This is a genomic window from Streptomyces sp. NPDC127595 (assembly GCF_042671685.1).
Classification (GTDB): Bacteria; Actinomycetota; Actinomycetes; order Streptomycetales; family Streptomycetaceae; genus Streptomyces.
The window spans coordinates 56787-80411 of sequence record NZ_JBHXWK010000008.1; the positions used below are offsets into that span (position 1 = coordinate 56787).

Annotated in this window: 20 protein-coding genes and 1 tRNA gene; 8 read left to right on the plus strand and 13 right to left on the minus strand. The window is 70.4% G+C overall.

All coding sequences use genetic code 11. The features are described 5' to 3' along the window. Positions 1-46: 46 nt before the first annotated feature. Positions 47-1312: an MFS transporter gene (locus ACFVKT_RS25170; protein WP_385735145.1), complete on the plus strand. Its 1266-nt coding sequence runs from the start codon at positions 47-49 to the stop codon at positions 1310-1312. A gap of 32 nt (positions 1313-1344) precedes the next feature. Beyond that, positions 1345-1989, plus strand: a complete 645-nt coding sequence (locus ACFVKT_RS25175) for an HAD family hydrolase (protein WP_385735146.1) — start codon at positions 1345-1347, stop codon at positions 1987-1989. A gap of 202 nt (positions 1990-2191) precedes the next feature. Here the strand turns inward: ACFVKT_RS25175 and ACFVKT_RS25180 are convergent, their stop codons facing one another. Together ACFVKT_RS25180 and ACFVKT_RS25185 are read right to left on the minus strand one after the other, a co-directional pair. Then, the gene (locus ACFVKT_RS25180) at positions 2192-2818 is read right to left on the minus strand and encodes a GNAT family N-acetyltransferase (RefSeq protein WP_385735148.1); all 627 of its coding nucleotides are present in this window, start codon (positions 2816-2818) and stop codon (positions 2192-2194) included. A gap of 69 nt (positions 2819-2887) precedes the next feature. Then, on the minus strand, positions 2888-3904 hold the full coding sequence (locus ACFVKT_RS25185; RefSeq protein WP_385735150.1) for a DUF2278 family protein: 1017 nt from the start codon (positions 3902-3904) through the stop codon (positions 2888-2890). A gap of 146 nt (positions 3905-4050) precedes the next feature. On the opposite strand from ACFVKT_RS25185, the gene ACFVKT_RS25190 reads away from it, so the two are divergent. After that, entirely contained in the window at positions 4051-4491 is a 441-nt protein-coding gene (locus tag ACFVKT_RS25190; protein WP_385735152.1) for an SRPBCC family protein, read from the plus strand. 120 nt (positions 4492-4611) lie between these two features. Here ACFVKT_RS25190 and ACFVKT_RS25195 read toward each other — a convergent pair. Continuing rightward, a tRNA-Leu gene (locus ACFVKT_RS25195) sits at positions 4612-4686 on the minus strand. A 329-nt stretch (positions 4687-5015) separates the two neighbouring features. On the opposite strand from ACFVKT_RS25195, the gene ACFVKT_RS25200 reads away from it, so the two are divergent. Next, on the plus strand, positions 5016-5552 hold the full coding sequence (locus tag ACFVKT_RS25200; protein WP_385735154.1) for a hypothetical protein: 537 nt from the start codon (positions 5016-5018) through the stop codon (positions 5550-5552). 3 nt (positions 5553-5555) lie between these two features. Here ACFVKT_RS25200 and ACFVKT_RS25205 read toward each other — a convergent pair whose 3' ends face one another. The 6 genes from ACFVKT_RS25205 to ACFVKT_RS25230 form a co-directional block, all read right to left on the minus strand. Beyond that, entirely contained in the window at positions 5556-6728 is a 1173-nt protein-coding gene (locus ACFVKT_RS25205) for a glycoside hydrolase family 6 protein (protein ID WP_385735156.1), read from the minus strand. Positions 6729-6952: 224 nt separating this feature from the next. Beyond that, complete coding sequence (locus ACFVKT_RS25210; RefSeq protein WP_385735158.1) at positions 6953-8119, minus strand: XdhC family protein; 1167 nt, start codon at positions 8117-8119, stop codon at positions 6953-6955. A 57-nt stretch (positions 8120-8176) separates the two neighbouring features. Next, on the minus strand, positions 8177-9634 hold the full coding sequence (locus ACFVKT_RS25215; protein ID WP_385735160.1) for an NCS2 family permease: 1458 nt from the start codon (positions 9632-9634) through the stop codon (positions 8177-8179). Between the two features lie 245 nt (positions 9635-9879). Next, positions 9880-12267: a xanthine dehydrogenase family protein molybdopterin-binding subunit gene (locus ACFVKT_RS25220; protein WP_385735161.1), complete on the minus strand. Its 2388-nt coding sequence runs from the start codon at positions 12265-12267 to the stop codon at positions 9880-9882. A gap of 2 nt (positions 12268-12269) precedes the next feature. Next, positions 12270-12869, minus strand: coding sequence for a (2Fe-2S)-binding protein (locus ACFVKT_RS25225; protein ID WP_385735163.1), 600 nt, complete (start codon positions 12867-12869; stop codon positions 12270-12272). After that, positions 12869-13759, minus strand: a complete 891-nt coding sequence (locus tag ACFVKT_RS25230; RefSeq protein WP_385735165.1) for an FAD binding domain-containing protein — start codon at positions 13757-13759, stop codon at positions 12869-12871. The genes ACFVKT_RS25225 and ACFVKT_RS25230 overlap by 1 nt, the downstream gene beginning before the upstream one ends. 363 nt (positions 13760-14122) lie before the next feature. Between ACFVKT_RS25230 and ACFVKT_RS25235 the strand changes: the two genes are divergently transcribed. Both ACFVKT_RS25235 and ACFVKT_RS25240 read left to right on the plus strand, forming a co-directional pair. Next, positions 14123-15796 (plus strand): PucR family transcriptional regulator, encoded by a 1674-nt coding sequence (locus ACFVKT_RS25235; RefSeq protein ID WP_385735167.1) that lies wholly within the window; start codon positions 14123-14125, stop codon positions 15794-15796. Positions 15797-15931: 135 nt separating this feature from the next. Beyond that, positions 15932-16705, plus strand: coding sequence for a hypothetical protein (locus tag ACFVKT_RS25240; protein WP_385735169.1), 774 nt, complete (start codon positions 15932-15934; stop codon positions 16703-16705). A 162-nt stretch (positions 16706-16867) separates the two neighbouring features. Here ACFVKT_RS25240 and ACFVKT_RS25245 read toward each other — a convergent pair whose 3' ends face one another. Both ACFVKT_RS25245 and ACFVKT_RS25250 read right to left on the minus strand, forming a co-directional pair. Beyond that, complete coding sequence (locus tag ACFVKT_RS25245; protein ID WP_385735170.1) at positions 16868-17116, minus strand: hypothetical protein; 249 nt, start codon at positions 17114-17116, stop codon at positions 16868-16870. Positions 17117-17274: 158 nt separating this feature from the next. Next, the gene (locus ACFVKT_RS25250; RefSeq protein ID WP_385735172.1) at positions 17275-18186 is read right to left on the minus strand and encodes a GntR family transcriptional regulator; all 912 of its coding nucleotides are present in this window, start codon (positions 18184-18186) and stop codon (positions 17275-17277) included. Positions 18187-18342: 156 nt separating this feature from the next. On the opposite strand from ACFVKT_RS25250, the gene ACFVKT_RS25255 reads away from it, so the two are divergent. Next, positions 18343-19221, plus strand: a complete 879-nt coding sequence (locus ACFVKT_RS25255) for a (2Fe-2S)-binding protein (RefSeq protein WP_385735174.1) — start codon at positions 18343-18345, stop codon at positions 19219-19221. Between the two features lie 316 nt (positions 19222-19537). Next, entirely contained in the window at positions 19538-20611 is a 1074-nt protein-coding gene (locus ACFVKT_RS25260) for a DUF2637 domain-containing protein (RefSeq protein WP_385735176.1), read from the plus strand. 109 nt (positions 20612-20720) lie between these two features. Here the strand turns inward: ACFVKT_RS25260 and ACFVKT_RS25265 are convergent, their stop codons facing one another. Beyond that, a complete protein-coding gene (locus ACFVKT_RS25265) occupies positions 20721-21173 on the minus strand; it encodes an ATP-binding protein (protein ID WP_385735178.1) in 453 nt (150 codons plus the stop codon). Between the two features lie 658 nt (positions 21174-21831). After that, positions 21832-23574, minus strand: coding sequence for a pyruvate dehydrogenase (locus tag ACFVKT_RS25270; RefSeq protein WP_385735180.1), 1743 nt, complete (start codon positions 23572-23574; stop codon positions 21832-21834). Between the last annotated feature and the right edge of the window lie 51 nt (positions 23575-23625).

Consider the following 23625-nt stretch of genomic DNA (forward strand, 5'->3'; position numbering starts at 1 on the left):
AAACGACAGTATTCAATCGCAGATCATGTTCGTTACGGTGGTCTTCATGAACGATGCGCTTCGAGCCGCCCGCGTGGCAACCTTTGCCTACTTCATCCTCTGCGGCACCGTGATGGGCACCTGGGTGGTGAACATCCCCGCCATCGAGGAGCGCGTGGGCATCAGTCACGCGACGCTCGGGGGACTGCTGGTGCTGCTGGGGCTCGGGGCCTTCATCGGTATGCAGGTGGCCGGGCGTCTCACCGACAGGCTCGGGTCGCGGATCGTCGTCCCCGCCACCGGCGTGCTGTGCAGCGCGGCCCTGGTGCTGCCCGGCCTCCCCCGCGACCCGTGGACGCTGGGGGCCGCCCTGCTGGCCTTCGGATTCTTCAACGGCTGCCTGGACGTGAGCATGAACGCCCACGCCGTGCACGTGGAGAAGGCGTACGGCCGGCCCGTCATGTCGGCCTTCCACGCCACGTTCTCGGTCGGCGGTGTCCTCGCCGCGCTCGTCGGAGCGGCTGCGGCGAGCGCCGGCCTGAGCCCGGCCGTGAGCATGGCCGCCATGGGAGCCCTGGGCATCGTGATCGCCCTGGTGTGGGCACGCGCCCTGCTGCCGACCGCACCCGCGCCTGTACCCGTACCCGTACCCGCCGCTTCCGGCACCGGCTCTGCGGGGGAGACCGGTTCCGCGGGGGAGACCGGCGCTGCGGCTGAGACCGAGCCGGCGCCGGCCGCCGAGCGCCGCGGCACCAGCGGGCGCATCTGGATCCTCGCCGCCCTGGCCCTGATGGTCATGCTGTGCGAGGGAGCCGCCAACGACTGGAGCGCGCTGCAACTGAAGGACATCCTCGGCGCGCCCGCGAGCACCGCCGCCTTCGCGTACGGCACCTTCGCGGCGACCATGACCATCGGCCGGCTGCTCGCCGACCGCTTCGTCGCCCGGTTCGGGTCCGTGCCGATCCTGCGGTACGGCGCGGCGACGGCTGCCGTCGGCATCACGATCGTGGCCGTCTCCCCGTGGATCTGGGCCGCGTTCGCAGGGTGGGCGCTGTTCGGTCTGGGGCTGTCGGGCTGTGTCCCGCAGTTGTTCAGCGCGGCCGGGCACGCCGACCCCGCCGCGGCGGGGGCCAATGTCTCCCGCGTCGCCGGGCTCGGCTACGTCGGCATGCTCGCCGGCCCCGCCGTCATCGGCTGGCTGACCCACTTCGTCGCCCTGAACCACGCCTTCGTACTGCTGACCCTGCTGTGTGCGATCACCGCCGTGGCCGCCGGGGTCCTGCGCACCGGGTCCGGCCGCACGAGCGGCGAGATGGCAGCAAGCAGCAACTGAACGTCTCCCGGGATCCGGAGGAACCCACGACCATGTCCACCGACCGCAGCATCGTGCTGTTCGACCTCTTCGGGGTCATCGCCCGCCACCAACGCCCGGGCGCCCTGGGAAAGATGGCCGTCCGCTGTCACGCACCCACCGACGCCTTCACCACGGCCTACTGGGCCTGCCGTCCGCCCTACGACGCCGGTCAGCAGTCCGCGTCCCAGTACTGGACCGCCGTACTGCGACGGCTGTCCCTGTACGCCGAGACAGACACCGACACCGACACCGTCGAGGAACTGCGCCTCAACGACATCGACAGCTGGTCACGCGTCGACGAGCGGATGGTCGCCTACGCCCAGTCCCTCCGCGAGGTCGCCGAGGTCGCCCTGCTGTCCAACATCCCGTCGGACCACGCGGACGCCTTCCTCGCCGCGCAGCCCTGGCTGCGCAATCTGGACCACGTGGCCTTCTCCGGGAAGATCAAAGCGGCGAAGCCGGACCCGGCTGCCTTCCAGCACTGTGTCGACGCCCTGCGGGCGGCCCCGAGCGACTTCCTCTTCGTCGACGACCGCGCGGAGAACGTACGCGCCGCGCAGGCCATGGGTATGAACGGACACGTCTTCACCGATCGCGAGAAGCTGGCAGCCGTCATCGACGCCTGGTTGCCGACTCGACGCCCCACACGGAAATGACCCGTCCGACACCACCTGGCTCCCGACCTGGTTGCCGACTCGACGCCCCACACGGAAATGACCCGCCCGTCACCACCTGACTCCGGACCTGGCTGCCGACTCGACGCCCCACACAGAAATGACCCGCCCGTCACCACCTGGCTCCGGACCTGGTTGCCGACTCGACGCCCCACGCGGATATGACCTGTCCGGTTACCGCACCTCAGAAGTCGACGCGCATGACGACGCGCCGTGGGCTCGGGTGGCTCACCTCGGCGAAGCCGGCGTCGGCGAACACATCACGGCTGCCGACGTGCAGTTCGCCCCAGGTGATCTCCTTGCCGGGCTGGGTGATCATCGTGTACGCCTCCAGCGCACGAGCCCCACGGTCACGGGCGAAACCGACGGTGGCACGGGCGAGCGCGTAGGTGATGCCGCGCCTGCGGTATCCCTTGCGTGTGACAAGGCAGGTGACGGCCCAGACGCTGTCGTCGCTCTTGTCCTCGTCCCGTCCGGTCCACGGGGTCCGGGTACGCAGCAGACGCGGGTACGCGGTACGCGGCTCGACGGCACACCAGCCGACCGGCTCGTCGCCCAGGTAGGCGACGAGCCCACTGGTCGAGCGGGCTTCCGGCTTTCCGCAGGCAGTCTGCTCACGCAGCCGCTCGGCGCGCTCGGCTTCGGAGACCGCGGCCCACTCCGAGTCACGCACCTTGTAGTGCTGGCAGTGGCACCTGGCGGGGTAGTCGGCGGTCCCGAAGATCGCATGCAGGTCGTCCCAGGTCGCCTGGTTGGCGGGGACGATGGTGAGCTGGTCGGGCGCGATGGCCGGGGAGGTGTCGGATGTCATCGTCGGACTCCTCGCAGCTGGGGGTGTGTCGGAGGGATGCCGCCGACAGGCCCCGGCCGCCGGGCCAGGTTAGAACACCACGGTCCAGCCCTCGCGTCCCGCCTCCTCGGCGGTGTACGAGACTCCGTGCACCTTCAGGCCGTCGGCGCCCAGCAGGGTGATCTGGCCGCCACGGTTGCCCAGTTGGACCTCGCCCGTGAGGGGGACCAACAGGCTTGCCCCGGCGGCGAGTTGACCGGCGGGGACGGGACAGCGGTGGTCGAGACGGCCGGTGAGGCGCCAGCCGGTGAGGTCGACGGGGTCGGGTGAGGCGTTGATCAGGGTCACGGTCTCCGGCTCGCGCGCCGGGCCCGGGGGATTGACGAGGGCCGCGACGATACGGACCGGCTGACCGCCGGGCTCGGGGCGGAGGCCGTCCTCCGGAGCCGGGACCAGGGCGTGGCCGGTGATGTCGTCCGTGTGCCAGGACTGGCTCTGAAAGGCGAGGAAGACGCCGACCCAGCGCGACTGGGCGGGGAAGTGGATCAGCAGCCCGCCGTCCTGCCAGACCCCGTCGTCGCCCTTGAAGCGGGGGCTGTTGCCCTGGTTCATATGGATGTCGTGGACGCCGTCTCCGGGCAGGAACCCGAAGATCTTGTCGCGGACGGCCGGTTCGGGCCCCCAGCGTTCACCGAAGACGTACAGACGGGCGGCGGGATCGGCCACCGCACGCCGGACGTAGTGGTCGAGCAGGTCGGCGAGGTCGTTGTCCGGGCCCTCCGCCTCCGGGGGCAGGGAGCGGAGCTGCGCCGGGTCGAAGAGGTTGCCCCGTACGAAGTCGAGGTTGGCGCCGCCGGGCCCGTGCGGGAGTGTGTTCCAGCCGGATCCCAGGCCCTCCAGGTGCGCCGTGACCGGGTGCCGGAAGTCGTCGCTCACCAGATAGAGCAGCTCCGACGGCCGCTCCTGCGACTTCACGTTGACCGAGGCCCGGTAGTGCACGCCCTGATCGTCCGTCAGGTGGATCTGGTAGTGCGGGGTGTCGGACGAACCCTCCCGGCGGGTGTCGACCGCCCGTGCGATGAGTACGCCGTAGGTCTTCAGTGGCATGGCGATCAACTCCCCCCGGGGGCGGGCACTTTGCCCTGCCCATGGGGAAATGGTAGGAGGATGCCGCCCGATTTCAGGTGGTTGGGTGAGAATTCATGTTGCGTTCGGTCGCCCGCGATGCGCGTCCCGCTGCCTACGATCACCGCGTGGCCCTTTTCCTGCTGGAGCGCGTATCCCCGCACCCCGTCGACCAGACCTGGCAACGCCTCACCGACTGGCCCCGACACGCCGACGCGGTCCCGTTGACCCGCGTCACCGTGGTCACCCCTCCCCCAACCCACGAAGGCACGGTTTTCGTGGCGAGGTCGGGGGTCAGCCCCCTGGCTTTCGACGACCCGATGGAGGTCGTCACCTGGCAGCCCCCGACCGACGACCATCCAGGCATGTGCCGACTGGTCAAGCGCGGCTCGTTCGTCGCGGGGTGGGCCGAGATCGAGGTGCATCCGGAGAGGGGCGGGGGTTCTCGGGTGGTGTGGCGGGAGGAGATCAGGGTGCGGTGGCTGCCGGGGTTCCTCGACCGGGGGCTGGCGTGGGCGGGGCGGCGGATGTTCGGGCGGGCGGTCGAGAGACTGCTGCGGCGGCCCTGACTACGGCGCACGGCAGGAACCGCACCGCGGCCAACCGCCATGCGGGGTCACCATGGGGTCGGCACGTTTCCCGTCACCAACTGCATTCTGGGTTCGCGAGGCGTCGCCCTGAGAGAGAGGGGCGGGGCGGTCGGATTCGAACCGACGTCCTCCGAGATGCTGTCGCGGCGCACTACCTCTGTGCTACGACCCCGCCTTGCTGGTGATCATATGCCCCAACTCCACTGATGGAAAAGGGGAATAACGATGGCCGAGGGTGCCATCAGCAACCGGAGCGCGGCGAGTCCGGCGCTGGTGATGCCCCGTGTCGCCGAACACCCCGATTTGCCGCCCCGTCGTGGCACCCAGATCCACGTTCGTGCTCTGGCGCCAACGCGGGGACCGGCATGAGGCCTACCATGCTTCGGCTCAGCAAGTCGTCCCGGCGGACGCCCGGCTTCAGGGCAATTGGCTAGTCGCCGGGCTCTTCCCGTCCCCGGACCACGCGCCACAGGCGTCGCGCCTCGGGCCTAGCATCACCTCTCATGGCCACCGTGATCTTGACCGTCGGGCTCGCTTTCGTGGGCTATCTCGCGACTTACCTCAACGGACTGCGACTTACGCAGAGGCAAGCCCGACTGGACCGCGTCAACGCCCAGTTGAGCGACTTCTACGGGCCCCTGTTCGCACTGTTGGAGGCCAACAGCCGTATCTACGACGCCTTCGCCTCGGCATACGCCCGCCCGGACGGCCGCGACCCCTTCGACCACGACATACCGCCCAGCGAGCAGGAGCTCGCCCAGTGGCGCACCTGGGCCACCACCGTCTTCATCCCCAACATCCGGGCGATGCGCGATGTGGTGGTCACCAGAGCGGACCTCCTCATCGAGGAGGAGATGCCGCCGGCCCTGCTTGAGCTCTGCGCCCACGTCTATGGCTACGAGATCACGGCCGCGCGCTGGGCCGAGGGCGACTTTGAACAGCACCTGTCGCTCCTGCCTTTTCCCGGCAGGGAGTTGATGGAGTACACCCGCACCCGCTTCACCCGCCTGAAGAGCGAACAGGCGAGCCTGCTCGGCTGAACCTCAGCCCAGAATCGGCGGATTGGCGAACCGCACCAGTTCCAGGGCCTGTTCGGGGAACCAGTCCCCCGCGGCGGGGTCGATCATCCCGCGCTCGGGGTCCTCGGGGCCCGGCGTGCCGCGCAGGCACAGGCCGTCCGACTCGCCCGGTGTCTTGATCCACAGTCGGGCGTCCTGCAAGGGGTCGCCGGTGCGCAGGGTCGGGCGGGCGCCCAGGCCGCGGTTCGGTGGGTTGCACCAGTCCTGGGGGTCCGGGTACTTGCCGGCTGGTGGGGTCCAGGGGCCCTGTCCGTTGCGACTGGAGTCCGTGACGAAGTGCTTCATCCGGTACGCGGGCACGTGCACGTGGGAGTCGAGCCAGGCCCGCGCGTCGGCACGCGGCCACCACTGGTGGGGGCACTCGGTGACGTCGCCGCCTCCGTCGACGTACGCAAGGCACGAGGAAATCAGCTTGCCGTACCAGGAGTTGGCGTCGTCGGTGTTGTAGTTCGAGGCGTTGGTGTAGAAGCCGGAGGCGTGCGCGACTCCGCCCTTGATCAGGCGCGGCACGATGGAGTTGACGGTGTGCCAGCCGGGGTGACCGGTGTCGAGGTACACGCGCGTTCCCGGCAGCGGCTCCAGCACGGACACCGCGTAGTTGACCTCCGTGTAACGGGCCGCGGTCTTCGTGCCCTGCACGTCGTCCTGGCCGCAGTCGGCGGGGAGGAGGGCGAGGGAGTCGGGCTCGAGGGTGACCAGGGCGTCGCGGCTCCCTATCCCGTGCGCCACCGCGTCGATCCACGCCTTGTACTCCGCCGTGTTGGAGGCCCCGCCTCCTGAGTAGTTGGAGCAGTCGCGACCCGGGACGTTGTACAGCGCGAACACCGGGATCGCGCCCTCTCGTTCCGCGTCGCGCGTGACCCCCCGGATCAGCCGTTCAACCTGGGCCGGCGTCTGGTCGCCGTACCAGACGGCCTGCGGGGTGTTCACCATGGCCACGATGCCCGCGGCGTCGAGGAGCCGGCCCGCGCGGGCCAGGTCCAACGCCTGCCGGTACGCCGCCGGGTTGGCGTCGGGGACGTAGAGGGAGGGGCCGCGGTCGAGGGAGTCCGCGGCCTGCGCTTCGGAGGGTGCGAGGGCGAAGGCCGCCAGTCCGAGTGACAGGGCGGCGGCAAGGAACGTTGAGGCACGTCTCATCTGGGTTCACTCCTGAATCGCAACGGTCGCCAAGGACTTGCGGGAGCGCTCCCACAGCAGCGTGGCCGAGGGGCATGCTCGCGTCAATATGCGGCGCAGGAGATTGCGTGGGCGGGTACGGCTGGGGCCCGCCGCGTGGCATGCCTGGGGGCCCACCGCGTGGCATGCGGCTGGGGCCCGCCGCGTGGCATGCGGCGCGGCGGGCCCCCAGCCGTACGTACTGACTAGGCGACCGACCCGATCCGCCCCACCGCCGCCGACGACGCCGAATCCGAAGCCCCGTCATGATGAATCGGCGTATGCGCCCCGGTCAGCGCGACCCCACTCCCCCCGCGCCGGTTGGCCACGATCTCCGACGCGATGGACAGGGCCGTCTCCTCGGGCGTACGGGCCCCCAGATCCAGCCCGATCGGCGACCGGAGCCGTGCCAACTCCAGCTCGGTCACGCCGACTTCCCGCAAGCGCTCGTTCCGGTCGAGGTGGGTCCGTCGCGACCCCATCGCCCCGACGTACGCGACCGGAAGCCGCAGCGCGAGCTGCAGGAGCGGGACGTCGAACTTGGCGTCGTGGGTGAGCACGCACAGCACCGTCCGGGAGTCCACCTCCGTACGCGCCAGGTACCTGTGCGGCCAGTCGACGACGATCTCGTCGGCGTCGGGGAAGCGGGCGGCTGTCGCGAAGACCGGGCGGGCGTCGCACACCGTCACGCGGTAGCCCAGGAACCTGCCGATGCGTACCAGCGCCGAGGCGAAGTCGATCGCGCCGAAGACGATCATGCGGGGCGGCGGAACCGACGACTCCACCAGAACCGTGAGCGGCGCTCCACAACGAGAGCCATGCTCTCCGATCTCCAGCGTGCCGGTGCGGCCCGCGTCCAGGAAGGCGACCGCGTCGCCCACCACGGTGCGGTCCAGCTCGGGATGGGCGCCGAAGCCCCCCTCGTACGAACCGTCGGGGCGCACGACAACAGCGCGCCCGAGCAGCTCGGCAGGCCCGCTCACGATCCGCGCGACCGCGGCCGCCTCCCCGCCCGCCGCGGCGGCCAGCGCGGCGGCGAGCACCGGCCGGGCCCGATCGCCGGAGCGGACCGGCGTCACCAGGATGTCGATGACGCCGCCGCACGTCAGCCCCACCGCGAACGCGTCGTCGTCGCTGTAGCCGAAGCGTTCGAGGACCGACTCCCCGTCCTCCAACGCCTGTTGGCACAGTTCGTAGACCGCGCCCTCCACGCAGCCGCCGGAGACCGAGCCGATCGCCGCGCCGTGGGAGTCGACGGCGAGCGCCGCTCCGGGCTGGCGGGGTGCGCTGCCGCCGACCGCCACCACGGTGGCCACGGCGAAGTCGCGCCCCTGCTCGACCCACCGGTGCAGCTCTTCGGCGATGTCCAGCATGTCTCGGTCTCCTTAACTGCGGTTGATCCGGAACAGCGGTTGATCCGGCAGGGCGTGTCAGTGCACGCCCATCCAGCTTTCGATCGGGTTGAGGGCGAAGAAGACGACGAAGATCACCGTCAGGCCCCACATGAACGCCCCGATCTCCCGGGCCTTGCCCTGGGCGATCTTGATGGCGACGTAGCTGATGACTCCGGCCGCGACGCCCGCGGTGATGGAGTACGTGAACGGCATGATCACGACGGTCAGGAAGACCGGGATCGCGGTGGCGCGGTCGGCCCAGTCGACGTGCCGGGCGTTCATCATCATCATGGCGCCGATGACGACGAGCGCGGCGGCCGCGACCTCACCGGGGACGATCGCGGTGAGCGGTGTGAAGAACAGGCAGGCCGCGAAGAACAGACCGGTGATCACGGAGGACAGGCCCGTACGGGCGCCCTCCCCGACGCCCGTCGCCGACTCGACGAACACCGTCTGGCCCGAGGCGCCGGCAACTCCGCCGACCGCTCCGCCCGCGCCGTCGATGAACAGCGCCTTGGACAGACCCGGCATCCGGCCCTGCGCGTCGGCCAGCTTGGCCTCGGTGCCGACGCCGATGATCGTGGCCATCGCGTCGAAGAAGCCGGCGAGCACAAGCGTGAAGACGATCATGCCGACCGTCATCGCGCCGACCTGGCCCCAGCCACCGAACTCGACGTCGCCGAAGAGCGAGAAGTCCGGCATCGAGACGGCGCTGCCGTGCAGTTCGGGGGCGCCGCTCGCCCACTGCTTGGGGTCGATGACCCCCACAGAATTCAGCACAACCGCCACAACCGTGCCCGCGACGATGCCGATCAGGATCGCGCCGGGGATGGCGCGGGCCTGCAGCATGAAGATCAGGAGCAGCGTCGCAGCGAAGAGCAGCACGGGCCAGCCGGCGAGTTCACCGGCCGGGCCGAGGGAGACCGGAGTCGCCTCGCCCTGGTGGACGAAGCCCGCCTTCACCAGGCCGATCAGCGCGACGAACAGGCCGATGCCCATGGTGATCGCGTGCTTCAGGGCCAGCGGGATGGCGTTCATGATCATCTCGCGGAGGCCGGTGACGACCAGAAGCATGATGACGACGCCGTACATCACGCACATGCCCATGGCCTGCGGCCAGGTCATCTGCGGGGCGACCTGCGAGGAGAGCACCCCGGAGACGGAGAGTCCGGCGGCCAGGGCGAGCGGCACCTTGCCGAAGAAGCCCATCAGGAGCGTGCTGAAGGCGGCCGCGAAGGCGGTCGCGGTGATCAGTGCCTGCTGGCCGAGCGTGTTCCCGGCAACGTCCTTGCCGGACAGGATCAGCGGGTTGAGCAGCAGGATGTACGCCATCGCCATGAAGGTGGTGGTGCCGCCGCGCACCTCACGCGCGACGGAGCTTCCCCGCTGGGATATGTGGAAGTACCGGTCGAGCCAGGACCGTCCGGCCGGGACGCGGCTACCCGCGCCCGCGTCCTCCGCGACGGTCTTCGGCTCCAGTGACTGCTGGGTCATGTGGGCCTGCTCCCAAGGTTCAAAGGGACACCCGCGCGAGCCGCCCTGACGGCCGCTCAACCACTTGGGTGGCTGCGGGATTTGGGAAGGTGCTTCGGCCGCACGACCCGGGGGACGGCCCGAGACGAACGTTTCGTTGACACGTTTGACATGTGATGGTGCGTCAAGTCCCGCGAGCGGTGCGGTACTTGACTACTCCGGGCGGCACGGCGAAGTGTGACGTTCCCTGCGCCGCCCGGAGAGTTCTATGCGGTGCCGGTGAGGTGTTCGGGCCTTACCGGCGTCCGGTTGAGCTCCAGGCCCGTCGCGTTCCTGATCGCCGCGAGGACGGCCGGGGTGGACGAGAGGGTCGGTGCCTCGCCGATGCCACGGAGCCCGTACGGGGCGTGCTCGTCGGCGAGTTCGAGCACGTCGACCGGGATGGTCGGGGTGTCGAGGATGGTGGGGATCAGGTAGTCCGTGAAGGAGGGGTTGCGCACCTTCGCGGTGACCGGGTCGACGATGATCTCCTCCATGACCGCCACGCCCAGGCCCTGGACGGTGCCGCCCTGGATCTGGCCGATGACGGACAGCGGGTTGAGCGCCTTGCCGACGTCCTGGGCGCAGGCCAGTTCGATGACCTTGACCAGGCCGAGTTCGGTGTCGACCTCGACGACGGCGCGGTGCGCGGCGAAGGTGTACTGGACATGGCCGAAGCCCTGCCCGGTGCGCAGGTCGAAGGCCACGGTCGGGCGGTGCCGCCACTCGGCCTCGACCTCGACGGCCTGGTCCTCCAGTACGTCGATCAGGTCGGCGAGGACCTCGCCGCCGTCGGTGACGACCTTGCCGCCCTCCAGCAGGAGTTCGGCGGTGGCCCAAGCCGGGTGGTACGTACCGAACTTGCGGCGGCCGAGCTCCAGGACCTTCTCACGGACGAGCTCGCAGGAGTTCTTGACGGCGCCACCGGTGACGTACGTCTGGCGCGAGGCGGAGGTCGAACCGGCGCTGCCCACCTGGGTGTCGGCCGGGGCGATGGTCACCTGGGTGACGCCCAGTTCGGTGCGGGCGATCTGCGCGTGGACGGTGACGCCGCCCTGGCCGACCTCCGCCATGGCCGTGTGCACGGTGGCGACCGGCTCCCCGCCGACGACCTCCATCCGCACGCGGGCGGTCGAGTAGTCGTCGAAGCCCTCGGAGAAGCCGACGTTCTTGATGCCGACCGCGTAGCCGACGCCGCGTACGACGGCTTCGCCGTGCGTGGTGTTGGAGAGGCCGCCAGGGAGCTGGCGTACGTCGGCGGCCTCGCCGGCCGCGAGCCACTGCTGCTCCGGCGGCATCGGCATCGCCTTGACGCGGCGCAGGAGTTCGGCGACCGGCGCCGGGGAGTCGACCGGCTGCCCGGTCGGCATGACCGTCCCCTGCTCCATCGCGTTGAGCTGGCGGAACGCGACCCGGTCCATGCCCACCTTGTCGGCGAGCTTGTCCATCTGGGCCTCGTAGGCGAAGCACGCCTGGACCGCGCCGAAGCCGCGCATGGCGCCGCAGGGCGGGTTGTTGGTGTAGAGCGCGATGGCCTCGATGTCGACGTCCTCGATGACGTACGGGCCCGCGCCCAGCGAGGCGGCGTTGCCGACGACGGCCGGGGACGCGGAGGCGTACGCGCCGCCGTCCAGGACGATCCGGGCCTTCAGGTGCGTGAGTTTGCCGTCCTTGGTCGCCCCGTGCTCGTAGTGGAGCTTGGCGGGGTGGCGGTGGACGTGCCCGAAGAAGGACTCGAAGCGGTTGTAGACGATCTTGACCGGTTTGCCGGTGCGCAGGGCCAGCAGGCAGGCGTGGATCTGCATCGACAGGTCCTCGCGGCCGCCGAACGCGCCGCCGACGCCGGAGAGCGTCATCCGGACCTTGTCCTCGGGCAGGCCGAGCACAGGGGCGATCTGCTTGAGGTCGGAGTGCAGCCACTGGGTGGCGATGTAGAGCTCGACGCCGCCGTCCTCGGACGGCACGGCGAGGCCGGACTCGGGGCCGAGGAAGGCCTGGTCCTGCATGCCGAAGGTGTACTCGCCCTCGACGATGAAGTCGGCGCGTTCCCGAGCGGATGTCACGTCTCCGCGGATGATCGGCTGCCGGTGCACGATGTTCGGGTGCGGCACATGACCGATGTGGTGGTCGTCGCGGCCCTCGTGGATGAGGATCGCGTCCGGCGCGGTCGCGGACGCCTCGTCCGTGATGACCGGCAGTTCGCGGTACTCGACCTTGATCTTGGCTGCGGCGCGGCGCGCGGTCTCCGGGTGGTCGGCGGCGACGATCGCGACCGGCTCGCCGTGGTGGCGGACCTTGCCGTGCGCGAGGACCGGGGTGTCCTGGATCTCCAGGCCGTAGTTCTTCACGGCGGTCGGCAGGTCGTCGTACGTCAGGACGGCATAGACGCCCGGCGTCGTCAGCGCCTCGACCGTGTCGATCGACACGATCTCGGCGTGGGCGACGGTGGAGCGCAGGATCTGGCCCCAGAGCATGTCCTCGTGCCACATGTCGGAGGAGTACGCGAACTCGCCGGTGACCTTGAGCGTGCCGTCCGGGCGCAGCGTCGATTCGCCGATGCCGCCCTTGGTCTTGGAGCCCTGGGTGATGTTGGTGGGTGTGCCTGTCGTTCCCATGGTCAGACCGCCTCGGACTGCCGGGCGGCCGCGAGGCGGACCGCGTCCATGATCTTCTCGTAGCCGGTGCAGCGGCACAGATTGCCCGAGAGCGCCTCGCGGATGTCCGCGTCGGTCGGGGTCGGGTTGTGCTCCAGCATCTCGTCGGCCGCGACCAGCAGACCGGGGGTGCAGAAGCCGCACTGGACGGCGCCGGCGTCGATGAACGCCTGCTGGATGGGAGCGAGTTCGCCGCCTTCGCCGGTGTGGGAGTCCTGGGCCCGTGGGCGGAGCCCACTATTGGACCCCTGCGCGTTCCACTGCTGGGCGTCCTGAAGTGACGTACCGCAGGCGCCCGTTCCACACTCGCGCTGCTTCGCGTACTCCGCGAGCCCCTCCACCGTGACGACCTCGCGCCCCTCGACCTGTCCGGCGGCGACGAGACAGGAACACACCGGTACGCCGTCGAGGCGGACCGTGCAGGAGCCGCATTCGCCCTGCTCGCAGGCGTTCTTGGAGCCCGGCAGTCCCATCCGCTCGCGCAACACGTACAGCAGGGACTCGCCCTCCCACACGTCGTCGGCTTCCTGCTGACGGCCGTTGACCGTGAAATTGACGCGCATTACGCGACTCCCTCCGTGTGGGCGGCGGCGCCGCGGTACGACTCCCAGGTCCAGGTGAGCGTGCGGCGGGCCATGATGCCGACCGCGTGGCGGCGGTAGCTCGCGGTGCCGCGGACGTCGTCGATCGGGTTGCAGGCGGCGGAGCAGAGGTCCGCGAACTGCTTGGCGACCGAGGGGGTGATGATCCTGCCGTTGTCCCAGAAGCCGCCCTCTTCGAGCGCCGCGTTCAGGAACTCCTCGGCGGTCTTGGCGCGGACGGGTGTGGGCGCGGCGGAGCCGATGCCGGTGCGGACCGTGCGCGAGGACGGGTGCAGCGCAAGGCCGAAGGCGCAGACCGCGATGACCATGGCGTTGCGGGTGCCGACCTTGGAGTACTGCTGCGGGCCGTCGGCCTTCTTGATGTGTACGGCCCTGATGAGCTCGTCGGGAGCGAGCGCGTTGCGCTTCACGCCCGTGTAGAAGGCGTCGATGGGGATCAGGCGGGTGCCCCGGACGGACTCGGCCTCGACCTCGGCGCCCGCCGCGAGGAGGGCGGGGTGGGCGTCGCCGGCCGGGGAGGCTGTGCCGAGGTTGCCGCCGACGCCGCCGCGGTTGCGGATCTGCGGGGAGGCCACCGTGTGAGAGGCGAGGGCCAGGCCGGGCAGTTCGCCGCGAAGCTGCTCCATGATCTTGGTGTAGGGCACGGAGGCGCCCAGGCGCACGCTCTCCTCGCCGACCTCCCAGTCGCTCAGCTCGCCGATGCGGTTCAGATCGAGGAGGTACTCGGGCCTGCGGTGGTCGAAGTTGATCTCGACCATCACATCGGTGCCACCCGCAATCGGCACAGCGGTGGGGTGCTCAGCCTTGGCGGCGAGCGCCTCCTCCCAGCTGGCGGGGCGAAGGAAGTCCATGAGTGGCTCTCTTCATTCGTATCGTGGTGGTTCTGATCAAGCCAGATCGGGTGCGGCGGGCCCGGCTCGTTCATGAGTTGTTTACGCGGAGTGGGGCCAGTACACAGCGCTGTCCTCCATGAGGGTCAGTCACTGAAACCATGAAGGAGTTGGCTGGCCAGGGTGCGCATCTTGTAGATTCGTATGAACGGAGGTCGTCAGTAACCTCTCTGTTTTTCCCTGGAAACAGTGAGCACAGCTCTCGAAAGCCCAGGACACAGGCTCAGGCGGGCGGACCCGCTCACACGGTCCCCAGCGCGGGGAGTGGCGCCGAGCCATTCAGATCCATCGTAGATTTCGAGACAAAGATCGGCGGCGACGAGAATGCGGCTGCGCGCACTGCTGGACACCGACGCGCTGGGCCTGCGGCTGCTCGGCGGCGAGGACGAGCTGGACCGCACCGTACGCGGTGTGATGACCACGGACCTCAAGGACCCCAGCCGCTATCTCTCGGGCGGTGAGCTGGTCCTCACCGGTCTCGCCTGGCGGCACGACGCGGCCGACTCCGAGCCCTTCGCCCGGATCCTCGCGGGCGCCGGGGTCGCGGCCCTCGCCGCGGGTGAGGCGGAGCTGGGCGATGTCCCGGACGATCTGATCCGGGCCTGCGCACGGCACCGGCTGCCGCTGTTCGGGGTGAACGAGTCGGTGGCCTTCGCGACGATCACCGAGCATGTCGTACGGCAGGTCTCGGGCGAGCGGGCCGGGGACCTGGCGGCCGTGGTGGACCGGCACAGACGGATGATGACGTCAGGACCCGCGGGCGGCGGCCCCGATGTCGTCCTGGACCTGCTCGGCTCCGACCTGGATCTGCGGGCCTGGGTGCTCTCCCCCACCGGCCGGCCCATCGCGGGCTCGAAGCTCGCGGGGGCCGCGCTGCCGCCGGATGTCTGCGCCAGGCTGGCCGCCGAGCATCTGGCGGCGGCGCGCACCGGGCGCCGGGGGCCGCACCGGGTCACGGTCGGCACGACGACGTACTCGCTCTTCCCGGTCCCCTCCTCGGGCCGCTCCACGGGCGCTTCCCGGGATGTGCGCGAGACGGTGCTCTCCGACTGGCTGCTCGCGGTCGAGGCGGACGCCGGGGACTGGCCCGAGGAGCGGCTCGACCTGCTCCAGGGCGTCACCCAGCTGATCTCGGTCGAGCGGGAACGGCGTGACGCGGCCCGTACGGTACGGCGGCGGCTCGCGCAGGAGGTCCTTGAGCTGGTGCAGACGGGCGCCGCGCCCGCCGAGATCGCGGCGCGGCTGCGAGTGGCCGCTCCGGTGCTGCTGCCCGGGCTCGGGGCGGCCCCGCACTGGCAGGTGGTCGTGGCCCGCGTCGAGTGGGACGGCGGCGACATCGAGGGCGGCCCGGTCGCCCAGTCGCTCCTTGAGGAGATCCTCGTCAATCCGTTGTCGACGGGCGCCGAGCACTCCGACCGCATCGCCGTCGCCCACACCGGCGAGGAGGCCATCGCCCTGCTCGCGCTCCCCGCGGTGTCCTCGGAGCACGACGGCTCGGAGACCGGGCTGCTCGCCGAGACGCTTCTCCAGGCCGTACGGGACCCGCTGACCGCCGGACTGAATGACGACGGGCGGCTCACGCTCGGCGTCAGCGCCGCCGTGCACTCGGCGGAGGGGCTGCGCGGGGCGCTGGAGGAGGCCCGGCACGCGCGCCGGGTGGCCGCGGCGCGCCCCGGGCGGGTGTGCGCGGCCGGGCATCAGGAGCTGGCCTCGCACGTGCTGCTGCTGCCCTTCGTGCCGGACGACGTGCGCCGGGCGTTCACGGCCCGGCTGCTCGATCCACTGCGGGAGTACGACCGTCGCCATCGCGCCGAGCTGATTCCCACCTTGGAGGCGTTCCTCGACTGCGACGGCTCCTGGACGCGCTGCGCCACCCGTCTCCACCTGCACGTCAACACGCTGCGCTATCGCGTGGGGCGTATCGAGCAGTTGACGAGTCGTGATCTTTCACGCCTGGAGGACAAGCTGGACTTCTTCCTGGCACTGCGAATGAGCTGATTTCTGGCTCCTCGGATGCGCCGAGTGACAGCCATGACTTTGTGAAATCCTTCACCCACCCCCTTGGCCGAGCCCCGTGATCCGTGCTGAGATGCCACCACTCAACAGCTCAATGGTGTGCTCGGGGAGGGCAACGTGGCGCATTCCGCCATGTCTGGTTCCGGAACGACCGCAGGTGACGATCCACTCCAGACCGCGGTATGGCGGCTGCGCTCGCGCGCCTGCTGGGCCGACGCGGCGGCGCTGCTCGATCCGGGCACCGCGCAACCGGCGCTCCAGAGAGCCTCGCTTCTCGTCGAGGGATGCCTGTACACCGAGCAGGGCTTGGCCGAGGCGGAGGACGCGCTGCGGACGGCGGAGGCGGTGGCCCGGAGCGACGACGAGCGGGGCGCGGCGGCCTGTGAGCGCGGGCAGCTCGCGTACGCGGCCACCCTGCTCGGCGTACGGGACCGGGCGGACGAGGCGCGGGCCGCGCTGAGCCGGGCCGCCGCGCTGATCACACCCGGGGCGCCGGCGCGGGCCCTCCTGGACTTCCGGCGCGGGCTGCTCGCCCAGAACCTCGCGCACTCACCGGAGTCCGCCCGCGCCGCCTACCGCCGCGCCCACGCGGGCGCCACCGCGCAGGGCGACTCGCTGCTGCTCTCCTTCACCTGGCGCCACCTCGCCGGACTCGCGCTGCAGGAGGGCGAGTTGGCGGAGGCCCGGCACGGCTTCGCCGAATCCCTGCGTATCCGCGAGGAGTTGGGCTTCCTCGTCGGTACGGTCCCCGCCCTCGCCTCGCTCGCGGACGCCGAGACCGAGCCGGAGGCGTCCCGGCTACGGGCCGAGGCGGCACGGCTGTTCCGGCTCCTGGGCGGCGTACCGACCTGGCTTGCCCAGCAGTTGGACCCGCCGGCGGCGACTGCCTAGTGCCCCGGCGGGCAACGTTTGCCCGTCAAGGAGCGGCGTCCGGTGCGTGCTCTCGGCGTGCCGGGCGCAAGTCCTCGTACTGGACGTACTTGGGTTTGTGCCCCGGTGCGGCGAGAGTGCGTGCCGGGCGTCGCGACGGGGCGAACGTTGCCTGTTGGGGCACTAGCTGTTCTGGACGTCGGCCCACAGGTTCGTGACGAACGTCCAGGCCTCGTCCCGCAGTTCGGGGTTCTGGACGAGGAGGACGACGACGCCCACGAGGAGGGCCAGCTTCAGCAGCCCGCCGAGACCGGAGCCGGAGCCGCCGCGGGCTCGGCGGCGGCGCTGGACGTCCATGTCGTCGTTCATCCGCTGGAATCGCCGTGACTGGTCGAACCGCTGCTGCGCCTGCCAGCCTGGATCGGGATACATCGCCGGTCGCCCCCGAGGGTAGGAGTGGTCGTGCCTGTGCGGGGGAGCACGCCACCGGCCGGCCACCGGGTTGCCCCTGTACGGGACTTGTTGCGCGGAACCCACACGTCCGTGACACGGGCGCTTCGAAGGGGACGTACCGGCGACGCGCGCGGAGGTCACGCGCCCGCGAAGTGCTCCCGTACGAGCGACTGCACGGCCGGCAGGTCCTGGGCGACGAGCGCCTCCAGGAGGGCGGTGTGTTCGGCGGCGTCGGCGACGAGGTCGGCGCGGCCGCGGGTGGCGGGGCCGCCGACCAGGGGCCACTGGGCGCGGCGGTGCAGGTCGTCGGCGATCCGCACGAGCTGGCTGTTGCCGGCGAGGGCGAGGACCGCGCGGTGGAAGACGCGGTCGGACTCGGCGTAGGTCGCGCGGCAGCCCAGGGTCGCGGCGCGGACCGTCGCGTCGGCGAGCGGGCGCAGCTCGGCCCAGCGCGCGGAAGGCACCGTGCGGGCCAAGCGCAGCATCACCGGGACCTCGATCAGGGCGCGGATCTCGGCGAGCTCGGCCAGCTCGCGGGTGCCGCGTTCGACGACACGGAACCCGCGGTTGGGCACGACCTCGACGGCACCTTCGAGCACGAGCTGCTGCATCGCCTCACGCACGGGTGTCGCGGACACCCCGAAGCGCTCACCGAGCACGGGCGCCGAGTAGACCTCCCCGGGCGCGAGTTCGCCCGCGACGAGCGCGGTGCGCAGGGCGTCGAGGATCTGCCCGCGTACGGAGGCACGCTGTACGACGGGACGCGCACTCTCGGCACGTGGCACGACCGGGCGCGCACTCTCGGCGCGGGGGCGCGGGATGGGCGCCTCGCTGTGCGTGTGCTCGCCACGGACCTCGGTACCGGCCGCGGGGGCTTCGGCGGGTTCTGGGGTGACGGGCGCCCCGGAAGGGGCGGGGGTGGCGACACCCCGCTCCCGGTCCACGTCCGCGGCCCCCGGCTGCGCGGGCACCCGCACGGCTCCGGTACGCAGGTCCGGGATTCCCACTCCGGTGGAGCCGTACGCGCTGCGCGGGCCTGCCTGCTCCACGGGAACCTCCTCCGGGCTTGTCGGCACTTGGGGGCAATGCGGTGGTTGTTACTCGTCCGTCAAGCACGATAGGCCCAGTCGCCGTCAGTTCAAACCTCGACCGTCGCGGGTAAGGTAAGGCTAACCTGTCGACGATCGCGAAATGATGGTCTCCGCATGCGCGCTCCCGCCCCGACCGCAGGCGCCTCGGCCCTGGCCGGCGCACATCCGGCCCGCTCGGTCGTCGCGGACACATACGCCCGGCTGTCCGAGGCCTTCCCCGACCTGAGTGTCACGGAACTCGGGCCCGGAGAAGCGGCTCCCCGGGGAGCGGGCTGGGTCGCGGTCGCCGGGCTCGCGGAGGGCGGCGCCGACCTCGACGCGTTCCTGGCCTGGGACGAGGCGCAGGTGATCCAGGACTACGGACAGCGGGCGCGCCCCGACGTGGTGGCCGGCTTCGGGTTCCACCGGTACGCCTGGCCGGCCTGCCTGCTGATCACCCTGCCGTGGTTCCTGGAGCGCCGCGTCCCCCGCTTCCCTGTGGAGCACGTCACATTCCAGCGCACCCTCGGCCGCATGGCGGTGCGGACCCGTGAGTTCGCCTGCCTGCCCGACGACCCCGCGGCGCACCTGCCCGGCGCCCGCGTCGTACCGGACGAAGAGGCCTTGCGGGCCGAGGTGCGGGCCGCGGTGGCCGAACACCTGGAGCCGGTGCTCGGCGGCTTCGGACCGCGCATGCGGCGGCGCGGCCGTGCCCTGTGGGGGATGGCGACCGACGAGATCGTCGAGGGCCTCTGGTACGTCGCCGGCCTCCTCGGCGAGGAGCAGCGCGCGATGAGCGAGCTGGAGCTGCTGCTGCCGGGGGCCACCCGGCCCTACGCCGGTTCCGCCGCGTTCCGTGAACTGACCGGCCCGAACGGGGAGCCGCTGCCCACCCGCGACCGGGTGAGCTGCTGCCTCTTCTACACACTGCGCCCCGAGGACACCTGCGCCACCTGTCCGCGCACCTGCGACCCCGCCCGTGTCGCCAAGTTGATGGACGCCGAGGCCAGTTGAGGCTCCGTCGAGAACAAGCCACCGCCTCGCATGCCTTAAGATCAACTCTCGCGGGACTCCCCATGGGAGCGCCCCGCGGATTACGGGCGTTTCACAATTTCCTCACACGCCGCAGGCACTTTCCGTTGAACCACCCGTACGGGTAGTGTTAATCGCACTCAACTCCCGTCCCTCGCGCGGCAGTTCGAGCAGAATGTCGCCCTGCGCATCCCCTTGCACTCCGTTGGCGGCCTCTTGCCCCGAAAACCCCTGAGGGCCGATGGGATTGGGCCACTATGACGGGCGTTACGCCCTATCCCAATGCAAGGGACCCCAGATGAGACTGACCGACATATCGCTGAACTGGCTGCTTCCGGGCGCCGTTCTGCTCCTGGGCCTGCTGGCGGCGGTGGCGGTGCTCGCGCGCGGCAAGCGGTCCGGGGAGAAAGCGGCGGCGAGCACGGAAGACTCGTGGGAGCGCAGCGAGGAGCGCCGCAGGCGCAAGGAAGCCCTGTACGGCACCGCCTCCTACCTGCTGCTCTTCATCTGCGCCGCGGTCGCGGCCGCGCTCTCCTTCAAGGGACTGGTCGGCTTCGGCGAGGAGAACCTCGGCCTCTCCGGCGGCTGGGAGTACCTGGTCCCGTTCGGTCTGGACGGCGCGGCCATGTTCTGCTCCGTGCTCGCGGTGCGCGAGGCCAGCCACGGTGACGCGGCACTCGGCTCGCGGATACTCGTATGGACGTTCGCCGGTGCCGCCGCCTGGTTCAACTGGATGCACGCGCCCCGGGGCATCGCCCACGAGGGCGCCCCGCAGTTCTTCGCCGGCATGTCCCTGTCGGCCGCGGTGCTGTTCGACCGCGCGCTGAAGCAGACCCGCCGTGCCGCGCTCCGTGAGCAGGGCCTGGTCCCGCGTCCACTGCCCCAGATCCGGATCGTCCGCTGGCTGCGCGCGCCCCGCGAGACGTACAGCGCCTGGTCGTTGATGCTCCTGGAGAACGTGCGCACCCTTGACGAAGCCGTGGACGAGGTGCGTGAGGACAAGCGCCAGAAGGAGCAGACCCGGCTGCGCCGCCGCAATGAGGAGCGCGTCGAGCGAGCGCACCTCAAGGCGCTCAGCCGTGGTCACAAGGGCCTGCCCGGCCGCGGCCCAGGTGGTGGCGGTGGCGGCGGCGGCGGACGGGAGCTCGAGACCGCGACTCTGGAGCGGACCTCCGCCCAGGCCTCCGCGGAGCCTGCCATATCGGCTCCGGAGCAGCTGCCCGTCCGCTCGCGGCCCTCGCTTCAGCCCGTCCGCAAGAGCAGCGCCGAGCCGTTCACCGTCGATCTCACCGCGGAGGACGACACGATGGCCCTGCCGCGGCTCGACTCCCTGGAGCGCAAGCTCAAGGATCTCGAGCAGCAGTTCGGCTAGGACTGACACCCAGCCCGGAATCAGGCCCGCATCAGGACTGAGACCGGGCCGGGAGAGAACGCGGCCGTTCGGCCAAGGCCGCGAACACCGGAACGGCGGCGCGGTAGCTCTACACCGCGCCGCCGTCCAGTTCGAACCACACCGCCTTGCCCACGCCGTGCGTCCGCACCCCCCACGCGTCCGCGAGGGACTGGACGAGGATGAGGCCCCTGCCGTGCGTACCGTCGTCGGCGTTCGGTACCCGCAGCGTGGGTCTGCGTCCTACGAAGTCCCTTACTTCCACCCGGAGTCCACGCGGACCGACGGTGGCGGTCAGGACCGCGTCGTGGTCGGTGTGGATGAGTGCGTTGGTGACGAGCTCGCTGGTCAGCAGCTCGGCGACTTCGGACCTTCCCGGCCTCCCCCAGTGCCGTAACAGTTCGCGCAGCGCCTTGCGGACTTCGGGCACCGCCCGCAGGTCCGCCCTGCCCAGCCTGCGCCTGAGCTGCGCTCCGCCCGGCTGGTCCATCGCGCTGTCGGCCGTTTCCTCCACCGCTTTCCCGGAGGAGGCCCCGATGGCCATCGGACCACCTCCTCGTGCCTGCCTCTTCATGACCCCCGCCTGCGCGCCGATGTCGGTTTCCCTCCCGCTCGAACACGTTCACGGGATCCATGCCCCGTCAGCAACGCGACAGTCATGTCGAATGGTCAACAACCGTTCGTGCGGCGGTGCATGGGGGGACGGCCCTGGTGGAAGGAGACTCTGGTGGAGGCGGTTGCGCCTGCCGTTCGAGCCGGCGCTCGGCCAAGTGGCCCCACACGCCTACCGACCGACCTCCATCGGGACACGCCGACCAGGGGCAATGGGCCCAACTACCCATGCGACGCTGCCGATCCGGCCGTATACATTCCGTCCGGCGACTCGGGACGGGACCGTCGGGTCGTTTCAGCCCGTCCGGCTCTTGACGACGGGACCGTTGGGGCGTTTCAGCCCGTCCGGCATTTGAGGACGGGACCGTTGGGGCGTTTCAGCCCGTCCGGCATTTGAGGACGGGACCGTTGGGGCGTTTCAGCCCGTCCCGCGCTTGACGACGGGACCGTTGGGGCGTTTCAGCCCGTCCGGCGTTTGAGGACGAGGCCGCAGGCCGAAGCGGGGGTCTGGGGGCGGCAGCCCCCAGGTACGGGACGGGTAGGGGCGGAGGGGGCGAAAAAGGCCGGCCGATACGGGAGAGCCAACTCCCCTAGGGACGCGGCATGTTCCGAAGGTTGGAGCGCGCCATCTGCACCATCCGCCCCACGCCCCCGTCCAGCACGACCTTCGACGCCGACAGCGCAAAGCCGGTCACCATCTCCGCGCTGATCTTCGGCGGAATGGACAGGGCGTTGGGGTCGGTGACGACGTCGACGAGGGCGGGGCCCTTGTGCCTGAAGGCGTCCTTGAGAGCGCCGGCGAGTTCCTTGGGCTTCTCGACGCGCACGCCGTAGGCACCGCACGCCCGGGCCACGGCGGCGAAGTCGGGGTTCTTGTTCGTGGTCCCGTACGAGGGCATCCCGGCGACCAGCATCTCCAACTCGACCATGCCGAGAGAGGAGTTGTTGAAGAGGACGATCTTCACCGGCAGGTCGTACTGGACGAGGGTGAGGAAGTCACCCATCAGCATGGAGAACCCGCCGTCCCCCGACATCGACACGACCTGCCGCTTCCGGTCAGTGAACTGGGCGCCGATGGCCATCGGCAGCGCGTTCGCCATCGAGCCGTGCGAGAACGAACCGATCACACGGCGGCGGCCGTTGGGCGTGATGTAGCGGGCCGCCCACACGTTGCACATCCCCGTGTCGACGGTGAACACCGCGTCCTCGGCGGCGAGTTCGTCGACCAGGGAGGCGACGTACTCGGGGTGGATCGGAACGTGCTTCTCCACCTTCCTCGTGTACGCCTTGATGACTCCTTCGAGCGCGTCGGCGTGCTTCTTCAGCATCTTGTCGAGGAAACGCCGGTTCTGTTTGGGCTTCACCCGCGGGGTCAGACAGCGCAGCGTCTCCTTCACATCGCCCCACACGGCCAGTTCCAGCTTGGAGCGGCGGCCCAGGCGCTCGGGGCGGACGTCGACCTGGGCGATCTTGACGTCGTCGGGGAGGAAGGCGTTGTACGGGAAGTCGGTGCCGAGCAGGATGAGGAGATCGCACTCGTGGGTCGCCTCATAAGCGGCGCCGTAGCCGAGCAGACCGCTCATGCCGACGTCGTACGGGTTGTCGTACTGGATCCACTCCTTGCCCCGCAGCGCGTGCCCGACCGGGGACTTGATCTTCTCCGCGAACTCCATGACCTCGGCATGCGCGCCGGCGGTGCCGCTGCCGCAGAAGAGGGTGACCTTGTCCGCCTCGTCGATCATCGCGACGAGCTTGTCGATCTCGGCGTCACCCGGGCGGACGCTGGGCCGGGAGGTGACGAGGGCGGTCTCCAGGGTCTTGTCGGGGGCGGGCTCGGACGCGATGTCGCCGGGGAGCGAGACGACGCTGACGCCGGACTGGCCCACCGCGTGCTGGATGGCGGTCTGGAGCAGCCTCGGCATCTGCTTCGGGTTGGAGATCATCTCGTTGTAGTGACTGCACTCGTTGAACAGCCGCTCGGGGTGCGTCTCCTGGAAGTAGCCGAGGCCGATCTCGCTGGAGGGGATGTGCGAGGCGAGGGCGAGCACCGGGGCCATCGAGCGGTGGGCGTCGTACAGGCCGTTGATCAGGTGCAGGTTTCCGGGGCCGCAGGAGCCCGCGCAGGCGGCGAGTTTGCCGGTGACCTGGGCCTCGGCGCCCGCGGCGAAGGCGGCGGTCTCCTCGTGCCGGACATGGATCCAGTCGATGGCGGAGTTGCGCCGGATCGCGTCCACGACCGGGTTGAGGCTGTCGCCGACCACCCCGTACAGACGCTTCACTCCCGCGCGGACGAGGATGTCGATGAACTGTTCGGCGACGTTCTGCTTGGCCATGACTTCACGTGCCCTTCGGTATCCGGAGATCCCTCTGGGTTCCATGAATTC